Annotated in this window: 23 protein-coding genes and 1 tRNA gene; 8 read left to right on the top strand and 16 right to left on the bottom strand. The window is 60.7% G+C overall.

The window, feature by feature from the left end; all coding sequences use genetic code 11:
* Positions 1–214: 214 nt before the first annotated feature.
* Positions 215–2158, bottom strand: a complete 1944-nt coding sequence (locus ACTQXI_RS00270) for a DUF2207 family protein (protein ID WP_441548117.1) — start codon at positions 2156–2158, stop codon at positions 215–217.
* 524 nt (positions 2159–2682) lie between these two features.
* On the opposite strand from ACTQXI_RS00270, the gene gluQRS reads away from it, so the two are divergent.
* Positions 2683–3693, top strand: a complete 1011-nt coding sequence (gluQRS, locus tag ACTQXI_RS00265; protein ID WP_441548116.1) for a tRNA glutamyl-Q(34) synthetase GluQRS — start codon at positions 2683–2685, stop codon at positions 3691–3693.
* Positions 3694–3708: 15 nt separating this feature from the next.
* Here the strand turns inward: gluQRS and ACTQXI_RS00260 are convergent, their stop codons facing one another.
* Together ACTQXI_RS00260 and ACTQXI_RS00255 are read right to left on the bottom strand one after the other, a co-directional pair.
* Positions 3709–4434: a metallophosphoesterase gene (locus ACTQXI_RS00260; RefSeq protein WP_441048715.1), complete on the bottom strand. Its 726-nt coding sequence runs from the start codon at positions 4432–4434 to the stop codon at positions 3709–3711.
* 85 nt (positions 4435–4519) lie between these two features.
* On the bottom strand, positions 4520–4759 hold the full coding sequence (locus ACTQXI_RS00255; protein ID WP_441048716.1) for a hypothetical protein: 240 nt from the start codon (positions 4757–4759) through the stop codon (positions 4520–4522).
* Here ACTQXI_RS00255 and ACTQXI_RS00250 point away from each other — a divergent pair.
* Positions 4732–7848, top strand: a complete 3117-nt coding sequence (locus ACTQXI_RS00250; RefSeq protein WP_441548115.1) for a DUF3427 domain-containing protein — start codon at positions 4732–4734, stop codon at positions 7846–7848. The two genes, ACTQXI_RS00255 and ACTQXI_RS00250, sit on opposite strands and share 28 nt — an antisense overlap.
* Before the next feature lie 36 nt (positions 7849–7884).
* Here the strand turns inward: ACTQXI_RS00250 and ACTQXI_RS00245 are convergent, their stop codons facing one another.
* Positions 7885–8280 carry a (deoxy)nucleoside triphosphate pyrophosphohydrolase gene (locus ACTQXI_RS00245; RefSeq protein ID WP_441048718.1) on the bottom strand — a complete coding sequence of 132 codons (396 nt, stop codon included), beginning with the start codon at positions 8278–8280 and terminating at the stop codon, positions 7885–7887.
* Between the two features lie 563 nt (positions 8281–8843).
* On the opposite strand from ACTQXI_RS00245, the gene ACTQXI_RS00240 reads away from it, so the two are divergent.
* Genes ACTQXI_RS00240 through ACTQXI_RS00230 form a run of 3 tightly spaced genes read left to right on the top strand, consistent with a single transcriptional unit; the run spans position 8844 to position 11469 of the window.
* Entirely contained in the window at positions 8844–9386 is a 543-nt protein-coding gene (locus tag ACTQXI_RS00240; protein WP_441548114.1) for a DUF4342 domain-containing protein, read from the top strand.
* Positions 9387–9404: 18 nt separating this feature from the next.
* Complete coding sequence (locus ACTQXI_RS00235) at positions 9405–10190, top strand: response regulator transcription factor (RefSeq protein WP_441548113.1); 786 nt, start codon at positions 9405–9407, stop codon at positions 10188–10190.
* A complete protein-coding gene (locus ACTQXI_RS00230) occupies positions 10174–11469 on the top strand; it encodes a sensor histidine kinase (RefSeq protein WP_441548112.1) in 1296 nt (431 codons plus the stop codon). Before ACTQXI_RS00235 ends, ACTQXI_RS00230 begins: the two co-directional genes overlap by 17 nt.
* A gap of 292 nt (positions 11470–11761) precedes the next feature.
* On the opposite strand, the gene ACTQXI_RS00225 is transcribed toward ACTQXI_RS00230, so the two are convergent.
* A complete protein-coding gene (locus ACTQXI_RS00225; protein ID WP_427718886.1) occupies positions 11762–12136 on the bottom strand; it encodes a VOC family protein in 375 nt (124 codons plus the stop codon).
* Between the two features lie 11 nt (positions 12137–12147).
* The gene (locus tag ACTQXI_RS00220) at positions 12148–12435 is read right to left on the bottom strand and encodes a PTS sugar transporter subunit IIB (RefSeq protein ID WP_055252380.1); all 288 of its coding nucleotides are present in this window, start codon (positions 12433–12435) and stop codon (positions 12148–12150) included.
* Between the two features lie 163 nt (positions 12436–12598).
* Between ACTQXI_RS00220 and ACTQXI_RS00215 the strand changes: the two genes are divergently transcribed.
* Together ACTQXI_RS00215 and ACTQXI_RS00210 are read left to right on the top strand one after the other, a co-directional pair.
* Positions 12599–13222 (top strand): hypothetical protein, encoded by a 624-nt coding sequence (locus tag ACTQXI_RS00215; RefSeq protein WP_427718884.1) that lies wholly within the window; start codon positions 12599–12601, stop codon positions 13220–13222.
* Between the two features lie 31 nt (positions 13223–13253).
* Positions 13254–13338: transfer RNA gene (locus tag ACTQXI_RS00210), tRNA-Leu, on the top strand.
* 149 nt (positions 13339–13487) lie between these two features.
* Here ACTQXI_RS00210 and ACTQXI_RS00205 read toward each other — a convergent pair.
* The 5 genes from ACTQXI_RS00205 to larC form a co-directional block, all read right to left on the bottom strand.
* Positions 13488–14489 carry a Ppx/GppA phosphatase family protein gene (locus ACTQXI_RS00205; protein WP_441548111.1) on the bottom strand — a complete coding sequence of 334 codons (1002 nt, stop codon included), beginning with the start codon at positions 14487–14489 and terminating at the stop codon, positions 13488–13490.
* A gap of 19 nt (positions 14490–14508) precedes the next feature.
* Positions 14509–15270, bottom strand: a complete 762-nt coding sequence (locus ACTQXI_RS00200; RefSeq protein ID WP_229770594.1) for a hypothetical protein — start codon at positions 15268–15270, stop codon at positions 14509–14511.
* Between the two features lie 168 nt (positions 15271–15438).
* The gene (gene mazG, locus ACTQXI_RS00195; RefSeq protein ID WP_441031361.1) at positions 15439–16299 is read right to left on the bottom strand and encodes a nucleoside triphosphate pyrophosphohydrolase; all 861 of its coding nucleotides are present in this window, start codon (positions 16297–16299) and stop codon (positions 15439–15441) included.
* Between the two features lie 2 nt (positions 16300–16301).
* Positions 16302–16850, bottom strand: coding sequence for a phosphodiesterase (gene yfcE / locus ACTQXI_RS00190; protein WP_427728491.1), 549 nt, complete (start codon positions 16848–16850; stop codon positions 16302–16304).
* Between the two features lie 59 nt (positions 16851–16909).
* Positions 16910–17395 carry a nickel insertion protein gene (larC, locus tag ACTQXI_RS00185; protein ID WP_441054196.1) on the bottom strand — a complete coding sequence of 162 codons (486 nt, stop codon included), beginning with the start codon at positions 17393–17395 and terminating at the stop codon, positions 16910–16912.
* 338 nt (positions 17396–17733) lie between these two features.
* On the opposite strand from larC, the gene ACTQXI_RS00180 reads away from it, so the two are divergent.
* On the top strand, positions 17734–18645 hold the full coding sequence (locus ACTQXI_RS00180; RefSeq protein ID WP_441548110.1) for a PHP domain-containing protein: 912 nt from the start codon (positions 17734–17736) through the stop codon (positions 18643–18645).
* 110 nt (positions 18646–18755) lie between these two features.
* On the opposite strand, the gene hisE is transcribed toward ACTQXI_RS00180, so the two are convergent.
* From hisE to ACTQXI_RS00155, 5 genes are all read right to left on the bottom strand, one after another.
* Entirely contained in the window at positions 18756–19073 is a 318-nt protein-coding gene (hisE, locus tag ACTQXI_RS00175; RefSeq protein ID WP_006235893.1) for a phosphoribosyl-ATP diphosphatase, read from the bottom strand.
* A gap of 46 nt (positions 19074–19119) precedes the next feature.
* Positions 19120–19449, bottom strand: a complete 330-nt coding sequence (gene hisI / locus ACTQXI_RS00170) for a phosphoribosyl-AMP cyclohydrolase (RefSeq protein ID WP_154515095.1) — start codon at positions 19447–19449, stop codon at positions 19120–19122.
* Positions 19450–19591: 142 nt separating this feature from the next.
* On the bottom strand, positions 19592–20374 hold the full coding sequence (gene hisF, locus ACTQXI_RS00165; protein WP_117769949.1) for an imidazole glycerol phosphate synthase subunit HisF: 783 nt from the start codon (positions 20372–20374) through the stop codon (positions 19592–19594).
* A gap of 3 nt (positions 20375–20377) precedes the next feature.
* Complete coding sequence (locus ACTQXI_RS00160) at positions 20378–21121, bottom strand: HisA/HisF-related TIM barrel protein (RefSeq protein WP_441548109.1); 744 nt, start codon at positions 21119–21121, stop codon at positions 20378–20380.
* Entirely contained in the window at positions 21118–21819 is a 702-nt protein-coding gene (locus ACTQXI_RS00155) for an imidazole glycerol phosphate synthase subunit HisH (protein ID WP_441548108.1), read from the bottom strand. Before ACTQXI_RS00155 ends, ACTQXI_RS00160 begins: the two co-directional genes overlap by 4 nt.
* Positions 21820–21924 lie beyond the last annotated feature (105 nt).

The raw sequence follows: 21924 nt of genomic DNA, 5'->3' as shown, positions 1-21924 counted from the left end.
CCACACCTAGTCGTTGGGGACGTTCTTAAATGACTAGTCGCCGGGGACAGTCTTGAACAAAAGAGTCACCGAAACCCTCGCTGGCATCACCCTATAGAGGATTCTGCAAATGGCGGTGGGCAAAAGTAAAAGATCGGCGCATTTTGGCGCATAAAAAGGGGATGGGCTTTCCCCGACGGCTGCCGAGAAAAGCCCATCCCATAATTTAGGACCGCTAGAACGTTCCGCCGCCGCCTCCGCCGACGCCGCCGCCCCCGCCGCCCGAGAAGCCACCACCGCCGCCGCCGCTCGAGCTATCGGAACTCGAAGCCAGCTCACGGATGCTCTCGTGATACACGCCATCGAACGAATCGAGCGGAGACTGGTTTCCGTAGTGATGGTAGTACCACCAGTAGCAGGGGTAATTGTCGTAGAAGCCGTCGGCCTCGCGCACCTCGGGCGGCACGGCCTCGGCAAGCTGACGCAGAACTTCCTTGGAAACGCCCAGCGCCGCACCCATCACCAGAAGTTTATTCCACAGCACCAGATCGCCGGGGACGGCTTCCTTTAGACGCGTGAAGTCCTCGAGCCAATGCTTGAGCGCCTTGCAGCGAGCCGCCACCTCGGCGCCCTCCGGCGTAAGGCGGCGGAACGTAAGGCCCACGCCAATACCCACCAGCACAATCGGCACCGAGATAACCGCGGCGACAATGTTCGCCTGTGCGCCGTCGGTAAAGAAGATGGATCCCACGGGAACAAAGGCGATCAGAGTACCAAGAACCAGGCAAAACACCATTGCGACAATGCCGTCCGAGGCAACGTACTCGCTATCGGCCAGTTTGCCCTTAACGGTGCTCTGATAGTCCTTGAGCTTGTCGCCCACGGGCGTAGCGTGCTGCTTAACATAGTGTTGCAGCTCGTCAAACGTGCGCGAGCGATCGCCGTTCTCGTCGGGCTTAGCACCGGCAAAGAAAACCTTGAGCACCATGCGGTCAATGCCCTTGGCCGACCTCCAGCCCGCATCACTCACCGTCACACGATACGTCTGTTCCTCTTTTTCGCGATGGAGCAGGCCCTTCTTGCCCTTGGTCGCGATTGCCTCCTCTAACTTGATCACGCGATCGTCGGTGAGCTTCATGAGCGTGGCGATATATGCCTGATCGGGCACCTCGTTCCAGCTCATGAGGGCCGAAAGCACGGCGGGATGGTCGGCCGAGGGCACGTCGCGGAAGTATTCGTCCTGGAACAGCGGTTTGGGCTTGCGCTTGCGCAACTTGAGCACGACGATCGTGCCGGTAAAGGCCACCGCCGCGACAACGCTAACCACGGCAAGTGCATTGGCGATCATGCGGGCGTGAGCGCGGCGGGCGTTGGCCTCCTCGGCCCACGCCTTCTCCTCGCTCAGAATTGTCGACATGCGTTCCTTGCCCGAGACGGCGAGCTGCGGCACCCAATCGCTGGGGAAGGCGATGCGCGCCTCGGCGAATTCACCCTGATGCACGCAGGGTATGGTATAGGTGACCATGGGCTCGTCCGCGTCGAGCGACACGTCGCCCGTGAGCGGACCGTGGCCCCATGCACGGAAGTTATCGCCCTTGACGGCCGCCGTTCCGGCAGCGGCATTTGCGAAGTAAACTTCCATCTCGACGTCATCGGAGTCCGCAGACCAGCCGTCGCCCACAAACTTCCAGTAAAGCTCGGCGGTATCGGACCAGTTCATAACCGCACCGGTCATGGTGTAGCTCACGTAATAGATCGCGCTGTCGCCACTCTCGTGGGGGCTGAACACCTTGATCTTTACGCCGCCGTCGGACTGCTCAACCGTATAGACGCCGTTGTCGCCTTTGTTTGCATAGTCAACCCTGCTAAACGCGGCATCATCTTCCTCGACGCTCAGCACATCGACACCCGCCGTACCACCCTGTTGGTTGGTGCCCGTATTGATATCCCAATACACGCCGTTGATGTCGTCGTCGAAATCAAACTGGCGTCCCTCGACAACGGTCAGCGACCCATCGGCTTCAACCGTGGCACCGATATAGGTTTGGGTCATGGAATACCCGTCGGCACGTGCAACGGCGGGCAACAGCAGCAGCACGCACGCGACGAGTGCGCAAATGGAAGCAAATCGCGCAAACGGGCAGCGCTGCCGACAAGCATTGGCAACGGGGGCGTTCATAGGCACATCCTTTGTCTGTAAAACCAACAGCGCCATTGTCCCACGTTTGCGGGTACACATGACGAACATCTAGGCGACCGGAGCGCCAAACGGGATGAAAGTCATGCCTGCCGCCAGCAGCTAATCATTGGGTAGTCATTGGGGCGTTCTTAAATGACTAGTCATGAGGGACACCCTTGGCATGGCCCGCGCCAGCAATAGATACCACTTCACAGCTCCGTCACAGGTGTAGCAGCTTTGTGTGGGCGCGGCACGCGCTGATTGAGCCGTCAGCCGAGGGGCATAAAGCAGTTGAGCGAAACTGGTTTGCCCCTTTGCCGTTCGCTCGAGGATCATGTCCCCCTTTTCCGCGGAAACCCCGGCAGTTGCGAAGAGCTGCCGGGGTTTCTGTTGTCTAAGGTACTGAGCTGATCGACAGGAATCAAAGCACCGAGCCTGCGGCCCACCATACGCAATGCGGGGCCTCGACAACTTGCGGACCACAGTGACGCCTCCCCATCGCGCCCCGCGCTATACTCGTCCGCATGGATATCAACGCACGCAACATAGCAACGCCCGCCGCGAACGCGCCAACAACGCCGCCCGCCTCCGTTCCCGTACCTGTCGTAGGCCGTTTTGCCCCGTCGCCCTCGGGCCGCATGCACCTGGGCAACGTGTTCAGCTGCCTGTGCTCGTGGCTTTCGGCCCGCAGCCAAGGCGGCAGCATCGTGTTGCGCATCGAGGACCTGGACGATCGCTGCAAGCGCCCGGAACTTGCCGCTCAATTGATTGACGACCTGGCCTGGCTAGGGCTTGAGTGGGACGAAGGGCCCTACTACCAGCACGATCGTCTGGACCTGTACGAAAGCGCCTTGCGCCAGCTGAATGACGTCGACCTCACCTATCCCTGCTTTTGTACGCGTGCCGAGCTCCACGCCGCGAGCGCGCCGCATGCCAGCGACGGCACGCCCATCTACCGCGGCGCCTGCCGAGGCCTTTCTGCCGAGGAGGTTGCCCGCCGCAGTGCCCTGCGCGCTCCCGCCACGCGCCTGCGCGTGCCCGCCGTCGACGACCTCGCCGGCGACGTGATCGAATTCGTTGACCGCACGTACGGAGCCCAATGCGAGGCACTCGCCACCGAGTGCGGCGACTTTTTGGTGCGCCGCAGCGACGGCGTTTTTGCCTACCAGCTAGCCGTGGTGGTCGACGACGCTGCCATGGGCGTCACCGAGGTCGTGCGCGGATGCGATCTGCTGGGCTCTACGCCCCGCCAAATCTATCTGCAGCATCTGCTGGGACTTCCCACGCCGCACTACGCGCACATTCCGCTGCTCGTGTCGCCAGACGGCCGCCGCCTTTCCAAGCGCGACCGCGATCTGGACCTGGGCGAGCTACGCGCACGCTTTGGCACGCCCGAGGCACTGCTGGGATGGCTCGCCGGGCAAACGGGCATCGCGCCGGACACCACGCCGCGCTCTGCCGAGCAGCTGGTCGAGCACTTTAGCTGGAATGTCATCCGCGCGCACCGCAAGAACATCGCTGTAACGGACGAGTAGCCAAATACCTCGCCCCTACGCAACGTCCCAGGGCTGGAGTTCGTCGCCCAAGCGAACGATGCAGTCGTAGAGCACGGTATGGCGCTCGGCAGGGTTGGCATCCCGATGAAAATGCCCGTAGTACCAGCGCTTGTAGTCCAAGCGGTCTTCCAGCTCATCGAAAAATGCTGTAAGTCGGTCGACGTCGGGGCAATTCCAGCCGGGCGCAGGATAGAGCGTGGGCGAAAGCATGCGCGTAGAGCAGGTATGGGTGACCACGTAGTCAACCTTCCAGCCCACGCTGTCGAGCTTTGTCCGCGCCTCCTCAAAGTTGCGCTCGTCCGGCAGCTCCTGTGGCCACCAGCTGGAATAGGGAATGCGGTATTCCTTATCCACGCTCGTGGCGCCGCCCATGGTAAAGATCGTTGAGCCGTCGAGCTCAAAAACCTCGCCGCGCGTCAGGCGCCGTATGGGAGAGGTATCCGACAGGCGTTGCGTTAGCCCACCGTGCCACAGCTCCATGGGACGCTCCGCCCAGTGATCGAAACGCTCGTGATTGCCGTCGACGAACAGCACGGTATAGGGACGCGATTCCAGCCAAGCGATGTCGGCGCACTCCTCGGCAGAGAAATCCCACGGAAAGCCAAAGTCGCCCGCGACAATCAGATGGTCGTCGCTCGTCAGACTATCCCCAAGATCCCAGTCGCGCAGCTTTTGCATGTCGACGCCGCCGTGAATATCGCCCGTCACATAGACCGTCATCGGATCACCGCTTCCCCGTAAGTAGCTAGTCCACATTCTGCACGATCACTAAGCCAACCGTTCCAGCCCTTCCATCCCTTAGGGCTTACCCCTCGTTCTTCCATCCAAACGGATCAAGCACCCAAAAAATCAGATCGAGCACGCCGCCGGTCATCATAGCGCCGGCAAGAGCCATGCAAACGTGCAGAGAGTTGGCACTTCGGAGCACGTCGAATGGTCCCAGAACAGCCAACAGCGCGACCGCTGCGCCGACCACGCACAGCGCGAGGCACGGCCCCGCGTCCTTAACGCACTTCTTTGCGAGATGCTTGGTGTTATCACTCATCAATATCGGACTCCTTAGAGGGCCGTTGTTTGGGTACATGCCGCCGCGGCAGAGCAGGGCGGCAGGGTAAGTGTCACATGCCGTGCGGACATCAATGGAGAAACCGCGCCCCTCAGACCAAAGCCGGCAATCAATACCGTCATATGCCCAAAACACGAACGATCGATCTGTTATCCTGGCGCCAACATAGTCTTTCGAAAGGTTTGGCCGGGATGACTACGCAGCAGCAGATTGATATTGAATTCGACTCGCTTGCACGCGAGAACGATTCACCCAAGCTCATCGCCAACTCGAAGGCGACAGGCGGAACACTACTATCCGTTATCAAAGAGCAGCTCTCAACCTGCAGCTCCTTTGACTTTTGCGTAGCGTTTGTTGCAGACGGCGGTCTCCAAATCCTGGTCGAGGCGTTCCAGGAGCTCAAACAGCGTGGCATTAAGGGCAGGCTGCTCACGTCCACCTATCTCAACTTCAACTCACCCGATGCGTTTCGCAAGCTCCTGGAATACGACAACATGGAAGTTCGCGTATTCCAAGGTAATTTGCATGCCAAGGGATATATTTTTGATAAGGGCGAAACCAGCACGGTCATCATCGGCAGCTCGAACATGACGCAGACCGCCCTCACCTGTAATAAAGAATGGAACGTGCTGTATCAGACTGTCGATAACAGCCGCTTACTCGGCGAACTGAGGGGCGAGTTCAATTCGTTGTGGAACGACACCTCAACTGTTTTGCTTTCCCAAGACTGGATTGAGAACTATGCCGCATATCGATCGGCACGTCCGCCAAAGCCCAAATCGAAACCGACATTCAGATCTGCGGAAACGCCGGTGCAGAATGACCTCGAAGAAATCAAGCCCAATAAAATGCAGCAGCGCGCCCTTGAGGCGCTCGGCGTAATCCACCGCAAGGGCGAGACCCGCGCCCTGCTGGTCTCGGCAACCGGCACCGGCAAGACCTTCCTTTCGGCGTTCGACGTGCTCGCAACTAAACCCCGGCGCGTCCTCTTTCTTGCGCACCGCCGGCGCATTATCGACGCCTCCCGCGCAAGCTACGAACGCCTCTTAGGTAGTACCTATACGTTCGACACCTATCAAACTGGCAAGAATATAAGCAATGCTACCTGCGTGTTTGCCATGTGTTCTTCGGTCGCCAAACATCTGAGCGATTTCCGTCCCGATGAGTTCGACTACATCGTCATCGACGAGGCCCACCGCACGGGATCCCAGGGTTACCAATCCATCATGTCGCACTTTACGCCTCGGTTTTATCTGGGCATGACCGCTACACCCAATCGCACCGACGGCTATGACGTCTTCGCTCTTTTCAATCACATCATCGCGTTCCAGATCACGCTGCAGGACGCTTTGGCCGAGGAGATGCTTGCCCCCTTCCATTATTTTGGCATTCACGATCTGGAGATTGACGACGAAACGGTCGAAGATATCGCCCTGTTCGGGCGCTTGACGTCCGACGAGCGCGTGCGTCATATCACCGAGAAGATCGAAGAATATAGCGTCACCAAAAGCAATCGCAGGGGCTTAATTTTTTGCAATCGAAACGCCGAGGCCAAGGAACTGTCACGCAAATTCAACGCTCTCGGATATCGAACGGTTGCGATTAGCGGTCAAGATCCCGATGAGGTCCGCGATGCCGCGATCAGCCGACTTGAAGCCGGCGAGCTCGAGTACATTTTCTCGGTCGATATCATGAACGAAGGCGTCGACATCCCCTCGCTCAATCAAATCATCATGCTTCGACGCACCGACTCCGCAATCATCTTTATTCAGCAGCTCGGACGAGGTTTGCGCTTGAATGATGGTAAGGAATACGCACTGGTGCTCGACTTTATTGGCAACTACCAGAGCAACTTCCTGGTGCCCATCGCGCTTTCGGGTGACAAGACATATAACAAAGACCGCCTGCGCCGTCTTGTTCAAGAGGGCGATTCGGCGATCCCCGGATGCTCGACCGTGAGCTTCGATCGTATTTCCGAGGCACGCATTTACAAGGCCATCGACGGCGGCGATTTCACCTCCGTCAGGTTTTTGAAAAACGAATATCTCGACTTGCGCCAAAAACTCGGCAAGATTCCCTCGCTGCTCGAATTTGATCGTAACGGCTCCATCGATCCGCTGCTTATCTTCAAGAATAGCGGCCTGGGCTCCTACCACGTATTTCTTTCCAAATACGAGCCGGACTACACGGTTCAATTTTCCTCTGATCAAACCAAGATTCTCAAATTTATTTCTCAAAAACTTGCCGCGGGCAAGCGATTCGAAGACCTCTATTTACTTCAAACGCTCGTCGAAGCCGGACACGAGGGCTACCGGCATATGCGCGAGGCTGCGCTTAGGAACTACCGCGCACAGCTTAAGGACAGCGCCGTTAGGTCGGCAATCGCAGTCCTTAAGGGCGACTTTGCCACTCCTAAGGATTTCGTTTCCCTGCTCATTGACGATGGAACCGGACCTCGTCTGACCGAAGTGTTTGCGACCGCTCTGCGCAACGCAGAGTTCAAACGTCAGATTCTTGAGGTGCTGGATTTTGGTATCGCGCGCAACCGACTCGACTATGCCGAGACGTACGAAAACACAAATTTCGTTCTCAACGCCAAGTACACGTACGAAGAGGTTTGCCGCTTGATGAACTGGGAAAAGAACATCAACGGCCAAAATCTTGGCGGCTATTTTTACGACGAAAAGACCAATACATTCCCTGTGTTTATTAACTATGACAAGGCGCCCGACATTAGTGAGTCAATTCAGTATGAAGATCGCTTTGTTTCGCCGAGCAAGCTTATCGCAATCTCCAAGGGCAACCGTACGCTCAACTCTCCCGAGATTCTGCGACTGCAGGTATGGCCGGAAAACGGCCTGAAAACGTATTTGTTTATGCGAAAGAATAAGGACGATAAGGGTGGCAAGGAGTTCTATTTCTTAGGCGAAATGCATCCGACCGGTGAGTTCGAAGCTATTAAAACTAAGAGCGGCGACAACGCCGTTGAAATCGAATATGAGCTCAATGTGCCTGTACGACAGGACATCTACGAGTTTATGCTCAGCGATTTGAGCGAGGCCGAGTAAAAAAGAGCGGGCCGCCATGTGGCGCCCGCCCCTTTCTTACATAAGCCCGAGTTTCTTTTCGAGCTCCTTAACGACTTTAACGTCTGCCGGAAGCCAATCGACATCCCACAGGTTATTGGTATCAAGCCATTTCATATCCTCGTGAGCATGCTCTTTGAACTCCCCCGAAAGAATGGTAGCTAGGTAGCACTGCATCGACAGGTGGAACGTCTCGTAATCGTGTTCGACCGTGCAAAGATAGTCGAGGTTACCGATCGTGACCTCGAGCTCTTCTTGAATCTCGCGCACAATTGCCTGCTCGCCGGTCTCGCCCGGCTCGAGCTTGCCGCCCGGAAATTCCCAGCCGTCTTTAAACTCGCCATAGCCGCGCTGGCAGCTCAGAATTTTTCCGTCCTTCTGAATAACCGCTGCTGCAACATTGATTGATTTCATAACTAGTTATCACCTCTCCAGTTGAGCCCAACCAGTATAGGTGATCAACCGCCCGCCATGTCCCAGTCGCCTGAAAACCACCTGCTCGACCAACCCTTAACGCCGTTTTGCACCGGCACCCCATCCCCCGCTATCGAGGTCTAATACTTTTCCGCGAAGTGAACGTCTGTTTTTGGACCCCTGAAGCATCCACATTTTTCGTCGGCAAAATCGCAGGATTCCAGCACCGAAACCCCAGGAAACGGCACCTCTAAAGTGTCGATGCTTCGGGGGTCCGATTTAGCTCGTTCACTTCTCGGAAAAGTATTAGACCTCGTCGGCAGCAGTCCAAAAGGCGAGTCGTTTCTCCCCCGCGCAACCCAATGGACACATTCCGCTCCTCCCTCACACCACCCAAAAACTCATCCAACATTAATCTTGGCTCAAGAATCGCTTAATCTATAACCTGCACTATAAAGTTCGACCAAGGGCGGGGCGGCGCCGCGCAACGCAGATCGCCGAACGCAACGCTCGCGCCCGGGCAGATCGCCTGGCGTCGTGCCCATCGAACGAAAGGACAGGTCATGGACGACCTCGAAAAAGTTGAAACCATCCGCACCAAGTGCAACGTGAGCTACACCGATGCCAAGGCCGCGCTCGACGCCACCGACGGCAACGTTCTGGATGCCATCATTTGGCTCGAGTCGCAAGGCAAGACCCAGACCACATCGGCGCACGCCGCCACCGAATCCGAGCCGGCCGATGAACCCTCGGCCGAGATGGTCGCCGCGCAGGCAGCCTACGAGAAGTCGAGCGAAAAGACTGACTTTTCCAAGAAGATGGACAGCGTGTGGGAGTACCTCAAAAAGCTCTTCCGCCTGAGCCTGGACACCAAGTTTATCGCCACGCGCCGCGACGCCATCATCCTCAACATCCCCATCCTGATCCCCATCGTCGCCCTGTTTGCCTGGGGCGCCACGATATGGCTCATGCTGATTGGCCTGTTCTTTGGCATGCGCTACCGCATCGATAGCGACGGCGACGTGCCCGGCAGCATCAACAACCTTATGAATCACGCCGCCAACGCCGCGGACGACATCAAGCAAAACCTGAACGACGACAAGTAATCGCAGACGGGGGCACGCATGGCACGGATCCTGATCGTAGAGGACGAGGAGAAAATCGCCCGCTTTGTGACGCTCGAGCTGGAGCACGAGGGCTACCAGGTGGAGCACGCCGCCGACGGCCGCACCGCCGTGGACCTGGCGCTGGAGCACGACTACGATCTGATTCTGCTCGATGTGCTGTTACCGCAGCTCAACGGCATGGAGGTCCTGCGGCGTGTCCGCAAGCACAAGGATGTGCCGGTGATTATGGTCACCGCGCGCGATACCGTGATGGACAAGGTGGCCGGGCTCGATGCCGGTGCCGACGATTACCTGACCAAGCCGTTTGCGATTGAGGAGCTGTTCGCACGGATTCGCGTGGCGCTGAAGCGCGCGGAGGCCGTGAGGGCGGCTTCGGGCGTTGGCGGCGCCGGCGCTGGGGCGGGCATGGCGGGCGGCGCGGGCGGCGACGCCGCTGCGGTGCCCCTGGTCAGCGAGTCGACCAAGGCTTCCGTCGCGCCCTCCCCCGCCGCGCTCACCGTGGGCTCTGTCGTGCTCGACCCCGACCGCCGCGAAGTCGCGGTCGGCGGCTCGCCCATCGCGCTCACGGCCCGCGAGTTCGACGTTCTCGCCCTGCTTATGACACATGCCGAAACCGTGCTCACACGCGAGCGCATCGCGCACGAGGCGCTGGGCTACGAATACGTGGGCGACACCAACAACGTCGACGTGCACATCGCGCACCTGCGTGCCAAGATCGAGGACGCCGGCGGCGTCCGCATCATCCAGACCGTGCGCGGGGTGGGCTATGTCTGCCGTGCGTAACGCCGAGGCCAAGCGTGTCACCTCCATCGCCCGCGCCATCAACTGGAGCTATATATGGCGCCGCCTGATGAGCTACGTCTGGCTCGATCTGCTGCTGATGGTGATTGCGGCGGCGATCCTCGTCTATGGATACAACCAGACGCTGCCCGAAGGCGCGTTTACCGCAGGATGGATCCCCAGCGCCGCCGTTCACGGCATGTCGCTGAAGCCCGCGCGCGACTGGGACCTGACAACGCTCACCTATACCGTCGAACTTGCGCGTACCACCAAGACCTTCCCCCTCGCGCAGGACCTCGTCGCGCTATGGCCTCTCTACCTTGTCGTTGTGGGTTGGCAGGTCATCAGCGTGCTCAACATGCTCGGCGGCGCGAGGCACGTGCGTCGCACCATGGCACCGCTCAACGACTTGGCCCTGCGCGTGGACGAACTCGGCCGCATGCAACTCTCCGGCGGCAAGATGGAAACACTGGAGCAGGCCATCGAGCGCGCGAGTGTCGACTCGCCGAGCGTCACCACCGGCGACGCCGACCTGGCAAGCATCGAGGTCGCGCTCAACCGGCTGCTGCGCCAGATGCAAGAGGCCAAGCTGCAGCAGATGCGCTTTGTCAACGATGCAAGCCACGAGCTGCGAACGCCCATCGCGGTGATTCAGGGCTACGTAAACATGCTCGACCGCTGGGGCAAAGACGACCCGGACGTGCTGGCGGAATCCATCGCGTCCCTCAAGGCCGAAAGCGAGCATATGCAGGAACTCGTGGAGCAGCTGCTGTTTTTGGCACGCGGCGATGCCGGGCGCACGGTCCTGCGGCGTGCGCATACCAACCTGGCCGCACTGGTCGGCGAGGTGTGCGAGGAATCGCAGATGATCGACGCCGCGCACACGTATCGGCTGGCTTTTGACGCTGCATTTGCCAACGATCCGCGCTGCGACGCACCTGTCGACGTGGCGCTTGTGAAGCAGGCTCTGCGCGTGATCGTGCAGAACGCAGCCAAGTATTCGAACGCGGGAACGACCGTCACGTTTGCCATAACTCCCGATACGGGCACGGACGCGATCGACATAAGTGTTGAGGACGAGGGTATCGGTATGAACCAGGAGTCCGCAGCTCACGCGTTTGAACGGTTCTACCGCGCCGACAACGCACGCGATGCCGGCGCGCAGGGCTCGGGCCTGGGGCTTGCCATTGCTAAGTGGATTGTCGATAGCCATGGCGGCGCCATTGGCGTGACCTCGGTCGAGGGCGTCGGTAGCCGCTTTACGATTCGCCTGCCACGGTAGGAAGCCCCCTCGTGAATCGAGGTCTAATACTTTTCCAGAGAAGTGAACGAGCGTATTTGGACCCCTGAAGCATCCACATTTTTCGACGGGATAATCGCAGGATTCCAGCATCAAAACCGCAGGAAACGGTACCCTCAAAGTGTCGATGCTTCGGGGGTCCAATTCTGCTCGTTCACTTCTCGGGAAAAGTATTAGACCCCGATTTCATGTCCCCTCAAAAGGTCGCCCCCTCGGCAAAAAAGGGATAGGGCCATGCGGCCCTATCCCTTTTTTCGTTATAGCAGCTTGCGCGCTACTCGCGACACAGGTGCACGGCGAAGCCGGCGAACTCGCGCTTAAAGTACACAAGCTTGGTGCCGCCGTCGGGCAGCAGCACGCGCGACTCCTCGTTGACCTCGAGCCCGTGCTCGGCAAACCACTTCTCGGCAGCATCGATGTCGTTGACGGCAAAGCCTATGTGGCCCTTGGCGCCACGACCGTTCTGCTTCATGATCTCGACCAGCGAGTCGTTAAAGTACGAAATCGGGGTCTCGCTGACGGGCAGGCCCATCATCGTCGAGAACAGCTCCGCGATCTCCAGGGCGTCTGCCGGGTCGGTGGCGTTAATGCCCACATGGGCAACGCGCATGCCAAAGAGCTCGACCGGGTTGGCGTTCTGCTCGTTCATACAGGCAGCGCCTACTGAGCCATGACGTCGAGAACGGCCTTCTCGGCAGCGACGCGGTTCATGCCGGTCATAAAGGGCACGCCGCTCACGTACGGGCAGGTGAGGCCCTCGGGGGCAACGGTGGTGGCGATCAGCAGGTCGGCGCCCTCGTCGCAAGCGTCCTTGGCCTCGGAAATGGCGCACTGCACGATCTCATACTTGCCGGCGTAACCGTTGGCGTCGAGCATGGTGGCGACCTTCTGGGCAACGAGCGTGGAAGTAGCAGCGCCAGCACCGCAAGCCAAAACGATCTTCTTCATAGGTAATGTCTCCCTTCATGGTTTACTTTAGGTAAGTGTACCGCAGCGAGCGATGGCGCTCGGCCTCGATGCACTTTTGCGCCAGTTTGCTTGCACGCTGCGTATAATACATCTAGTACGTTTTGTCATACCGCTTGTTTTACGAGCGACCGAGGAGCTCAATATGCCCGATTCCCGCACACTCTGGACCGTCGTCGTTGTCATCTGTATCGCCGTGTCGTTGCTCTTTAGCATCAAAAAACGCACCACGTTTAAACGCCTGCAGCGGCTCATGGCCGCCAAACAGTGGGACGAGTTCGATCGTTTGCTCGACGGCAAACTCACCAGCATGCTGTACCCGCGCTACAACCGCGACTACCTGCGCCTGAACTCCTATCTGCTGCGCGAGGACCACGAGCGCGCCGACGAGATGTTTGACCTGCTGCTGGGGCTCAACCTGCCCAAGATGCAGCGCGTCGATCTAGTGATCAAGGCCTTTAACTACTACGTTGGCCAGGAGGACCGCAAAAAGTCCAAGGAGCTGCTGCACGAGATCAAGGGCTTTGAGGGTGGCCAAGCCGAGGCAGTCGCGCACGAATGCCAGCTGATGTACGACACGATGATCCTCAAGCGCCACAACGACATTCCCGAGCTGGAGCGCATGCTCGAGGATGTCGGCAACGACCCGGTCAAGCGCTGCCGACTGGAGTACCTGCTGGCCCTGCAGTACCAAAACAAGGGCGACGAGGCAAAGTTCCAAGAGTTCCTCGAAAAGTCGGGCCAACACTCGATGGCCGTCAACGCGTAACGGACGGCTTGTGCTAGACTTCTAGTCTTACGGGGGCGTGGCGGAATTGGCATACGCAGGAGACTTAAAATCTCTCGCCGCAAGGATTGTGGGTTCGAGTCCCACCGCCCCTACCACGTATTGTTTACGAGCCCGTGTCCCTTTGGAATGCGGGCTCGTTTCTTTTGGACACCGTCAAGCCTCTAAGTTGCGGTGGAATAGTTCCTGTTTTGGCAGTTTATCAGCCCATTTAGGAACTATTTCACCGCAACTTATGAGGGGATAGTTAAAGGACGCTGAGGCTGGGGGTCCAGGCGATGGTGGGGGTCGCGCCGTCGAGAACCTCGTTGATGGTGGCGGCCATTCCGGCGAGCAGGCTGTTCTCGCTTACAGTGAGCGCGTCGTAGCCGCCGGCTCGCATGAGCTCGCGAATCACCACAGCACCAGCCAGGATCACGCCCGCACGCTTGGGTTGCACGCCTGGCAACGCGGCGATGCCCGCGACATCCAGCGAGGACATGCGCTCGATAGCGGCCGAAACCTGGTCCAGCGAAAGCTCACGAAGGTGCACAAAACTCGAATCATACGGCTCCAGCTCGTGAACGAGCGCAACGAGCGTGGTGACGGTGCCACCCACCGCGACCAGGCGCTCGGCTCGCTCAAAGTCGACAGGCAAGCTCTTAAAGTAGCCCGCAAACTGCTCGTTTGCCCACGCGCCAGCGGCGGCAAGCTCGCTGCCCGTTGGCGGCAGCGCCGAGAAAAACCGCTCCGTCACGCGGCGACAACCGATGTCCAGCGAACGCGTTCCCTCCAGCGCAAAGACCCCACGCTCCGGCGCATAGACGCCCGTCGCGAGCTCCGTGGATCCGCCACCCGAATCGGTAACAATGATGCGCTCGCCGGTAAAGTCGTGCGCCACGCCAAAAAACGTCAGGCGTGCCTCGACCTCGCCCGGAATCACCTGAGGCTCGAGCCCCAGCTCGCGCAGGCCGTCCAGCAGCAGCGCGGCATTGGACGCATCGCGCGCGGCGCTCGTGCACGTGGTGCAGATGCACGCGGCCCCAAAGGCACGGGCCTCGTCCACAAACATTCGGCACGCAGCGAGCACGCGCCCAACGGCCGCCTCGCAAAAGCGCCCCGTTGCGTCCACGCCCTCGCCCAAGTCGGTAATCTCGGTATGCTTGGACGATTCCACGATCGCCCCGTCCTCGACCTGGGCCAGCACCAGTCGCGACGACACCGTTCCCAGGTCAATCGCCGCCACCTTATATCGTTTGCAATTCGTCATTGCGGCCCCCCTCCGGGCGCTACTCGCCATTGGACACGACTGCCTGGCCCTCGACGCCGTTAAATCCAAACAGCATGTCGAGCGTCTGGATGTACCACGGCGCGTCCTTGCCGACCTCTTCGATTTCCTTGGCAACTTCGCTGGCCTTCTTGGCGTTCGACGACTTCTGGCTCGACGAGGTATCGGAATCGTCGTCTAGGCCCTGCACTTCAATCCTCTTCTCGCCGGGCATCACCAGACCCAGGTCCTCGGTCGCCGCGTCCTTAATGCCCTCCTCCGAGAGCAGCTTGTCGACGCTTTTTTGCAGGTCGTCATTATATTGCTCGCGAATCTCGACCTGCTTGGCCAAGATGTCGCTCGAGCGTTTTGCCACATACAGGTCGCGCACCGGGAAGTACAGGCTCACGAGCGCCAGGGCGACGACAATGCCAACAAACAGCCCTCGCTGGGGACCGTGGGTAAAATCATAGATTGCCTTGACCACCGCGTTATCGTTGGCGTAGTGCATAAAGTCCGAGCCCGAAAGACGGCTTGAGGGACGGCGCGGCTTGTCGGACGCCTGGGTCGAAGGGCGCGACGCATGCTTGGAACGCGATGGGCGCACCGGACTGTCCGAGGAACTATTTGGCTGAGCATTGGGATGCGAAGTCGCCGGCGAGCTATACCTGGAGCGATCAGCGCCAGCATAACCAGACCCGCCAAGCTGCACCGAATGCGCACGGCGAGGTGACGGTTCGCGCGAACCGGCGGAATAGTGCCTGTTGTCGTAAATCTGATCCATGTGCGCCTTGTGCGGTTGAGGTTTGTTTGCGCTAAGTCCTTTAGTTATAGCACGCGGGCGGACCAGCCGGACGAGCCGTAGGACAAATCCATTACTCGAGCGCGCGTGGTCGCCAACGGGCAAGTCGACGGGGCGCCGCCCTTACGCCCCGCCGACCAACACCGCGTCCTACTCCTCTGCCTTTGCGGCATCCCACAGGTCGTTGAGCCCGTGGGTCGAAAGCTCGGCAAGATCAACATGGGCATCGGCCGCCATCTGCTCCATTGCGGCCCAACGGCGGCGGAACTTGGCCGTGCTGGCACGAAGGGCGCTCTCGGCGTCGATGCCCTCCTTGCGCGCAACGTTGACCAGGGCAAAGAGCAGGTCGCCAAACTCCATCTCGCGCTCGGGCGAGCCGGGTTCCTCGGCCTCAAACTCGGCACGTTCCTCGGCGACCTCGTCCCACACGTCCTGGACCGTATCCCACTCAAAGCCCACGGCAGCCGCCTTGCGCGAAACCTTCTGAGCCTGCATCAGCGCCGGCAGATGCGTGGGCACGCCGTCGAGCAGGCCCTCGGGCGCAGCCTCGCCCGCCGCCACGGCCTGGTCCTTGGCGGCCTTCTCGGCAAGCTTGACCTCGTCCCAAATCTTGAGCACCTCGTCGGAGCTGCCGGCATCCACATCGCCAAACACGTGCGGATGGCGGCGAATGAGCTTGGCGTCGATATCGCGCGCCACGTCGGCCAGCGTAAACTCGCCGGCGTCCGCCGCAATCTGTGCATGCAGCACGACTTGCATGAGCACATCACCCAGCTCCTCGCGAAGATGGGCCGCGTCATCCGCCTCGATGCAGTCGAGTGCCTCGTAGGCCTCCTCGATCATGTTCTTGCCAATGCTCTGGTGCGTCTGCTCGCGGTCCCACGGGCAGCCGTCGGGCTGACGCAGGCGCCAGATAGTCTGTACCAGATGTTGTAACTCGGCCGATGCATCGACCAGCGTGGACAGGTCGCGCGAACCTTCGGCATTTTGCTGAGCCATGTGCTCGGCCATGGTTAGTCCTCCTCCATGATCACATGGCGGAACGCGCCGCCCTCGTAGATACCATAGCTGTGCGTGCCGTCCTTGGGGATGCTCACGCTGCCGGGATTGAAGAGCCACAGACCCGGGTGCGCGGTGCTTTCCTCGTTGACCTTGACGTGCGTGTGGCCGTAGACGAGCGCGGAGCCCTCGGGCAGCGCGGGCGCGTGATCGACGCTGTTGTGCATGCCGGCGCCAAAGACGTGGCCGTGCGTCAGGAACAGCTCGCGGCCGACCTCGTCGAACAGTGCGGAGTAGTCGGCCATGACGGGAAAGTCGAGAACCATCTGGTCGACCTCGGCGTCGCAGTTGCCGCGCACCGCGATAATGCGGTCGGCCAGGGCGTTGAGCAGCGGAATCACGCGCTTGGGAGCGTAGTCGCGCGGCAGGTCGTTGCGCGGACCATGATAAAGCAGGTCGCCCAGCAGGACGATGCGGTCGGGCTGCTCGGCTTCGATGGCGGCGCAGAGGCGCTCGGTCCAATATGCCGAGCCGTGGATGTCAGAAGCGATGAGGTATTTCATGGAGGTCCTTTCGGGGTGGGGTTGACGTGGCCGGGCGCGGAATGTCGCCACCAGCCGCGTTATTCAAATCGCAGTGCCGCGCTCTGGGCCGCCTGCATCACGCGTTGGAGCGGCACATTGTGCTCACGGGCAAGGCGGGCGCAGTCTTCGTACTCGGGCGCCGCGCGCTCACTGCCGTCGGGCAAGGTGGCCACCTTGACGGACACCTCGCCCCACGGCGTCGTTACGCGCTCAAAGTAGCGCGGCAGGCAAACGCGCTCCATAACCTGGCGGCGGATGCCATTGGTCGTGGTTTCCAAAAAGATGATCGTCTGCAGGCGCTCGATATCCTCGTGGGTGCAGATTACCTGCAACTGCCAGCCAGGGCGGCCTTTCTTGCAATAGAGGGGCAGCCAGTGCACCTCGCGCGCGCCGGCCTCGCGCAGGCGGTCGGCGGCGTAGGCGAGCACCTCGGGCGACGCGTCGTCGATGTCGCACTCCAGCTTGACGATGGTTTCGGGCGCATCGGTCTCGCGGGACAGCGGAGATGTAGTTCCACGTTGCATACGGTCCGGCTCCTTTCCGCACGGGCTCGTTTTATTCACCCAAACGCTAGCACATCGCGAGCGGCGCAAGTGTGGCGGCGCGCGATGAGCGCGATTTTCCTTGTCTGCAAGAACCGACACTCCACCGCCTCGGCCAAACATGTACATCAGCCTCCAAACATGTCATTTTTTGTCAGTTTTGGAAGCTGAGGTACATGATTCGAAGCAAGGCCGATGTCGCGAGCCCGCCCTTATGCGCCGCCCGTCCTTTCCAGTCGATTTCGGCCCCCGGCGCGTACATCGCACTGGGGGCCGCGCCGTTACAATGGAGCAGATTCGCTTGACGTAAAGGAGCCACCATGCCTGCCTGCCCGCTGGTCGATTGCCATACTCACACCTCGTTTTCGGACGGACGCGCCTCGTTTGAAGACAACGTCCGCGCCGCTGCTGCAGCCGGTTGCCGCACCATGGTCTCGACCGATCACCTTACCCTGCCTGCCAGTATGGATGCCACCTGCGAGGTGCAGGTTGTCGAGGGCGACCTGCCGACGCATCGTCTGGCTTTTGAGGATGCCCGCAAGCTTGCCGCGCAGATTGCGCCGGAGCTCGAGCTTGTCTATGGCTTTGAGTGCGATTGGTACGAAGGCTGCGAGCCTTTGGTTGAGCGCTGGTCCCGGGGCGCCGTCGTACGCCTGGGCAGCGTGCATTGGATTGGTAACCCGGGCAATATCATGGCAGGCGCTGCGGGCGCGACGGGGACAGAGGGCGTCGCACGCCCCGATACGCCTGACTCACGCTGCGGCTGGATCGACGACGACATCAACCTGCACGTTTGGGAAAACCTGGGCGTGCGCGGCGTGTGGGAGTGCTATGTCGATGACTGGTGCCGCGCCTGCGAAAGCTCGCTCAACTTTGATGTGATGGCTCACCCCGACCTGGTCATGCGCTTTTCGAAGGAAGGCTTTGCGCCCGACTTTGACCCCGCGCCGTTTTGGCGGCAGATGGCCGAGTGTGCGCACGATACGGACCGCCGCGTTGAGGTCTCGACCGCCGCACCGCGCAAGGGGCTCGACGACTACTATCCCGCGACCGGCCTTTTGCGCTGCTTTGCCCATGCCGAGGCGCCCATTACCTTTGGCTCGGATGCGCACCGCGCCTGTGATATTTGCTGGAATATCCGCGAGGCCCAAGCCCATGCCTACGACTGCGGCTACCGAACCTTCGACATCCCCCACCCCACCGGCGAATGGGAGTCCACACCCCTCGCCTAGCCATCCCTTCATAAGTTGCGGTGAAATAGCTCCTGTTTATAGCCCTAAGACCGTCAAACAAGAACTATTCCACCGCAACTTCTATGGTCATCGGGGACGTTCTTTAACGACTAGTGGCGGCGGGCGTTGAGTTCGCCGGCCAGCTCGTCGAGGGTAATGCCGTAGCGCTCAAGCGTCACGAGCAGGTGGTAGACCAGGTCGCCAGCCTCGTAGCGAATGTGATCGTGGTCGTTATCCTTGCAGGCCATGATCACCTCACTCGCCTCCTCGGCAAGCTTCTTGAGCAGCTCGTCCTCCACATCGGTCAGCAGTCGAGCGGTATAGCTTTCCTGCGGCGACGCATCGCGACGACCGTGAATCACCTCGGCCAGTCCCGTTAGCGTCTCGCCGATATTTCCATCCTGAACATTTGCGGTACGCACACCCATGGTTCAATCCTTTCTGGTCGGCCAAGCGCCTGGTCGAGCGCCCGCCCTACGCGAGTTTCTTAAAGAAGCAGGTACGGTTGCCGGTATGGCAGGCCGGACCCGGCGAGTCGACCTTGACCAGCAGCGTGTCGCTATCGCAGTCGGCCCAGAGTTCGCGAACCTCCTGCATGTTGCCGCTCGTCGCGCCCTTGTTCCAGAGCTCCTGGCGACTGCGGCTCCAAAACCACGTGGTGCCGGTCTTGAGCGTCAGCCCCACCGACTCCTCGTTCATCCAGGCAACCATGAGCACCTCGCCGGTGTCATACTGCTGAACCACACAAGGAATCAGCCCGCGGGCGTCGTACGCAAGCTTTGAAGGATCGGTTATCTCTTCCATTTCTCTCCCCAAATTCAAACTTCGCAGGTCGGCGAGGGTTGTCCAGGTGCCCGAGATTCCGAGCGACAAGCCCGACGACGCGTACTTAAGTACGCGAGGAGGGTTGGAGCCGGAAGGTCGGGTGCCTGGGCAAGCCGCAGCGCTAGAAGTCCAACCTGACAGGGATGCCTTGAGAGGCCATATACTCCTTCACCTGGCGAATGCTGAAGGTTCCAAAGTGAAAGACGCTCGCCGCCAGCACGGCGTCGGCCTCGCCCTCGATCACGCCCTCGGCAAAATGCTCGAGCGTGCCCACGCCGCCGCTCGCGATGACGGGGATTGGCACCGCGCGGGCCACGGCGCGGGTGAGCGCCAAATCAAAACCGGCCTTGGTGCCGTCGCGGTCCATGCTGGTGAGCAAGATCTCGCCGGCGCCGCGACGAGCCGCCTCCTCGGCCCACGCCACCGCGTCGATGCCCGTGGCGTTGCGACCTCCTGCGGTAAAGACCTCCCACTTGTCGGCACCGGATGCGCCGGGCAAGCCGACGCGCTTGGCATCGATCGCCACGACCACGGCCTGGCTGCCAAACGCCGCGGCAGCCTGGCTAATCAGCGACGGATCGCGCACGGCCGCCGAGTTGAGCGACACCTTGTCGGCACCGGCGGCAACCATGGTGCGCATGCCCGCCAGGTCGCGAAAGCCGCCGCCCACGGTATAGGGAATGGCGAGCTCCTCGGCCGCATGTGCCGCCATCTCGATGGTCGTCGCGCGGTTGTCGCTCGTCGCGGTAATGTCCAGGAAGACGACCTCGTCTGCACCCTCGCGGTCGTAGGCGCGGGCCAGTTCTACCGGATCGCCCGCATCGCGCAAGCTCACAAAGTTAACTCCCTTGACCACGCGGCCGTCCTTGACGTCCAGACAGGGAATTACGCGCTTGGTAAGCATGGGCTACTCCTCCCCTCGGGCGGCGGCCAGCGCCTGGGCCAGCGTAAAGTTGCCCTCGTAGAGCGCACGGCCGGTAATGGCGCCTTCAATCTCGCCCTCACCCACCGCGGCCAGTGCGCGGATGTCGTCGAGCGTCGAGATGCCGCCCGAAGCCACGACGGGAAAGCCCGCGACCTCGGCCACATGGCGATACGCCGCCACATCGATACCCGTCTGCATGCCATCGCGCGCGATGTCGGTATACACCAGATGCTTAAAGCCCAGCTCGGAAAGCTGCGCCACGGCATCGTCGAGCGCCACACCTGCGCCGTCGCGCCAGCCGTTCACCTTGACCTGACCGTCGCGCGCGGCGATGTCTGCTACCAGTAACTCGCCAAAGCCTTGGGCTGCCACTTCGGCAAAACCTGGCTCGGTCACCAGCACGGTGCCCAGCGCGATACGGCATGCGCCGTAGCCTGCCAACTCGTCGATGCGCGCAAGCGAGCGGACGCCGCCGCCCACGTCCACGGACAGACCGTCGACGCCGCAGATGGCCTTAATCGCCGCCGAGTTGGCAGCGCGTGCGCCCTCGTCCTCGCCAAAGGCAGCGGACAGGTCGACGACGTGCACCCAGCTCGCGCCCTGTTCGGCAAACGAGCGGGCAACGGCCACGGGATCGTCGGAATATACCTTGCAGCGGCTGCGGTCACCGCGCTCCAGGCGCACGACCTTGCCGCCGATCAGATCGATTGCGGGAAACAGGATCATCGGCCAACCTCCTCGACGATGCTCACAAAGTTCTTAAGGATGCGCTGACCCAGCGCGGAGGATTTCTCGGGATGGAACTGGCAGCCCCACACGTTGCCATGGCGCACGATGCACGGGAAGCTCCGCGTATAGTGTGTGCGCGCCAGCACATCGGCGGCATCGGCGTCGTCAGCCACCGCGTAGCTGTGGGTGAAGTACATGTTGGCACCCTCGGCAAAACCGGCAAGCAGCGGATCGGCCGCACCGGCGGGCGTCATGTGCACCTGGTCCCAGCCCACGTGCGGCACCTTCAGGCGGCTCGACTCCAAGCGCGTGCACGAACCGCGCATAATGCCCAGGCCATCGACCCAGGGACCGCCAGCCTGCTCGGGGGCGCTGCCGTCGGCGACCGCGCCCTCGTCCGCAGGCACGCCCTCGTTGCCGCGCTCAAAAAATAGCTGAAGGCCCAGGCAGATGCCGAGCAGCGGAGTTCCGGCGGCAACGGCGTCGAGTACCGCGTCCGCCTCGCCGCTCTGGCGCATAAAGGCGATCGCGTCATAGAACGCACCCACGCCCGGGATGACCAGGCCGTCGGCGCGGCGGATCTGCTCCGGATCGTCCGACGTGCAGGCGGCGGCACCGGCGCGCACAAGCCCGCGCACGACGCTCGACAAGTTGCCCTTGTGGTAGTCGACCACCACGATCTTCGGTTCGCCCACGCGACCCTCCTTTTTCCCATTCAAAACCTGCCAAAAAGGGACAGGTTTATTTTGGTCGGTTAAACGTTCACCCACCGTATGAGACAGCATTTCCGCAGATAAAAC

The organism is Collinsella sp. LCP19S3_C9, from assembly GCF_052121575.1.
Lineage (GTDB): Bacteria > Actinomycetota > Coriobacteriia > Coriobacteriales > Coriobacteriaceae > Collinsella.
The sequence above is the reverse complement of the archived record's forward strand: the minus strand, read 5'-3'. Positions and strand labels throughout refer to the sequence as shown.

Bases quoted from the DNA above. Each gene is read 5' to 3' on its own strand.
- ACTQXI_RS00270 (WP_441548117.1), bottom strand. From the start codon at position 2,158: ATGAACGCCCCCGTTGCCAATGCTTGTCGGCAGCGCTGCCCGTTTGCG.
- gluQRS (WP_441548116.1), top strand. From the start codon at position 2,683: ATGGATATCAACGCACGCAACATAGCAACGCCCGCCGCGAACGCGCCA.
- ACTQXI_RS00260 (WP_441048715.1), bottom strand. From the start codon at position 4,434: ATGACGGTCTATGTGACGGGCGATATTCACGGCGGCGTCGACATGCAA.
- ACTQXI_RS00255 (WP_441048716.1), bottom strand. From the start codon at position 4,759: ATGAGTGATAACACCAAGCATCTCGCAAAGAAGTGCGTTAAGGACGCG.
- ACTQXI_RS00245 (WP_441048718.1), bottom strand. From the start codon at position 8,280: ATGAAATCAATCAATGTTGCAGCAGCGGTTATTCAGAAGGACGGAAAA.
- ACTQXI_RS00240 (WP_441548114.1), top strand. From the start codon at position 8,844: ATGGACGACCTCGAAAAAGTTGAAACCATCCGCACCAAGTGCAACGTG.
- ACTQXI_RS00235 (WP_441548113.1), top strand. From the start codon at position 9,405: ATGGCACGGATCCTGATCGTAGAGGACGAGGAGAAAATCGCCCGCTTT.
- ACTQXI_RS00230 (WP_441548112.1), top strand. From the start codon at position 10,174: ATGTCTGCCGTGCGTAACGCCGAGGCCAAGCGTGTCACCTCCATCGCC.
- ACTQXI_RS00225 (WP_427718886.1), bottom strand. From the start codon at position 12,136: ATGAACGAGCAGAACGCCAACCCGGTCGAGCTCTTTGGCATGCGCGTT.
- ACTQXI_RS00220 (WP_055252380.1), bottom strand. From the start codon at position 12,435: ATGAAGAAGATCGTTTTGGCTTGCGGTGCTGGCGCTGCTACTTCCACG.
- ACTQXI_RS00215 (WP_427718884.1), top strand. From the start codon at position 12,599: ATGCCCGATTCCCGCACACTCTGGACCGTCGTCGTTGTCATCTGTATC.
- ACTQXI_RS00205 (WP_441548111.1), bottom strand. From the start codon at position 14,489: ATGACGAATTGCAAACGATATAAGGTGGCGGCGATTGACCTGGGAACG.
- ACTQXI_RS00200 (WP_229770594.1), bottom strand. From the start codon at position 15,270: ATGGATCAGATTTACGACAACAGGCACTATTCCGCCGGTTCGCGCGAA.
- mazG (WP_441031361.1), bottom strand. From the start codon at position 16,299: ATGGCCGAGCACATGGCTCAGCAAAATGCCGAAGGTTCGCGCGACCTG.
- yfcE (WP_427728491.1), bottom strand. From the start codon at position 16,850: ATGAAATACCTCATCGCTTCTGACATCCACGGCTCGGCATATTGGACC.
- larC (WP_441054196.1), bottom strand. From the start codon at position 17,395: ATGCAACGTGGAACTACATCTCCGCTGTCCCGCGAGACCGATGCGCCC.
- ACTQXI_RS00180 (WP_441548110.1), top strand. From the start codon at position 17,734: ATGCCTGCCTGCCCGCTGGTCGATTGCCATACTCACACCTCGTTTTCG.
- hisE (WP_006235893.1), bottom strand. From the start codon at position 19,073: ATGGGTGTGCGTACCGCAAATGTTCAGGATGGAAATATCGGCGAGACG.
- hisI (WP_154515095.1), bottom strand. From the start codon at position 19,449: ATGGAAGAGATAACCGATCCTTCAAAGCTTGCGTACGACGCCCGCGGG.
- hisF (WP_117769949.1), bottom strand. From the start codon at position 20,374: ATGCTTACCAAGCGCGTAATTCCCTGTCTGGACGTCAAGGACGGCCGC.
- ACTQXI_RS00160 (WP_441548109.1), bottom strand. From the start codon at position 21,121: ATGATCCTGTTTCCCGCAATCGATCTGATCGGCGGCAAGGTCGTGCGC.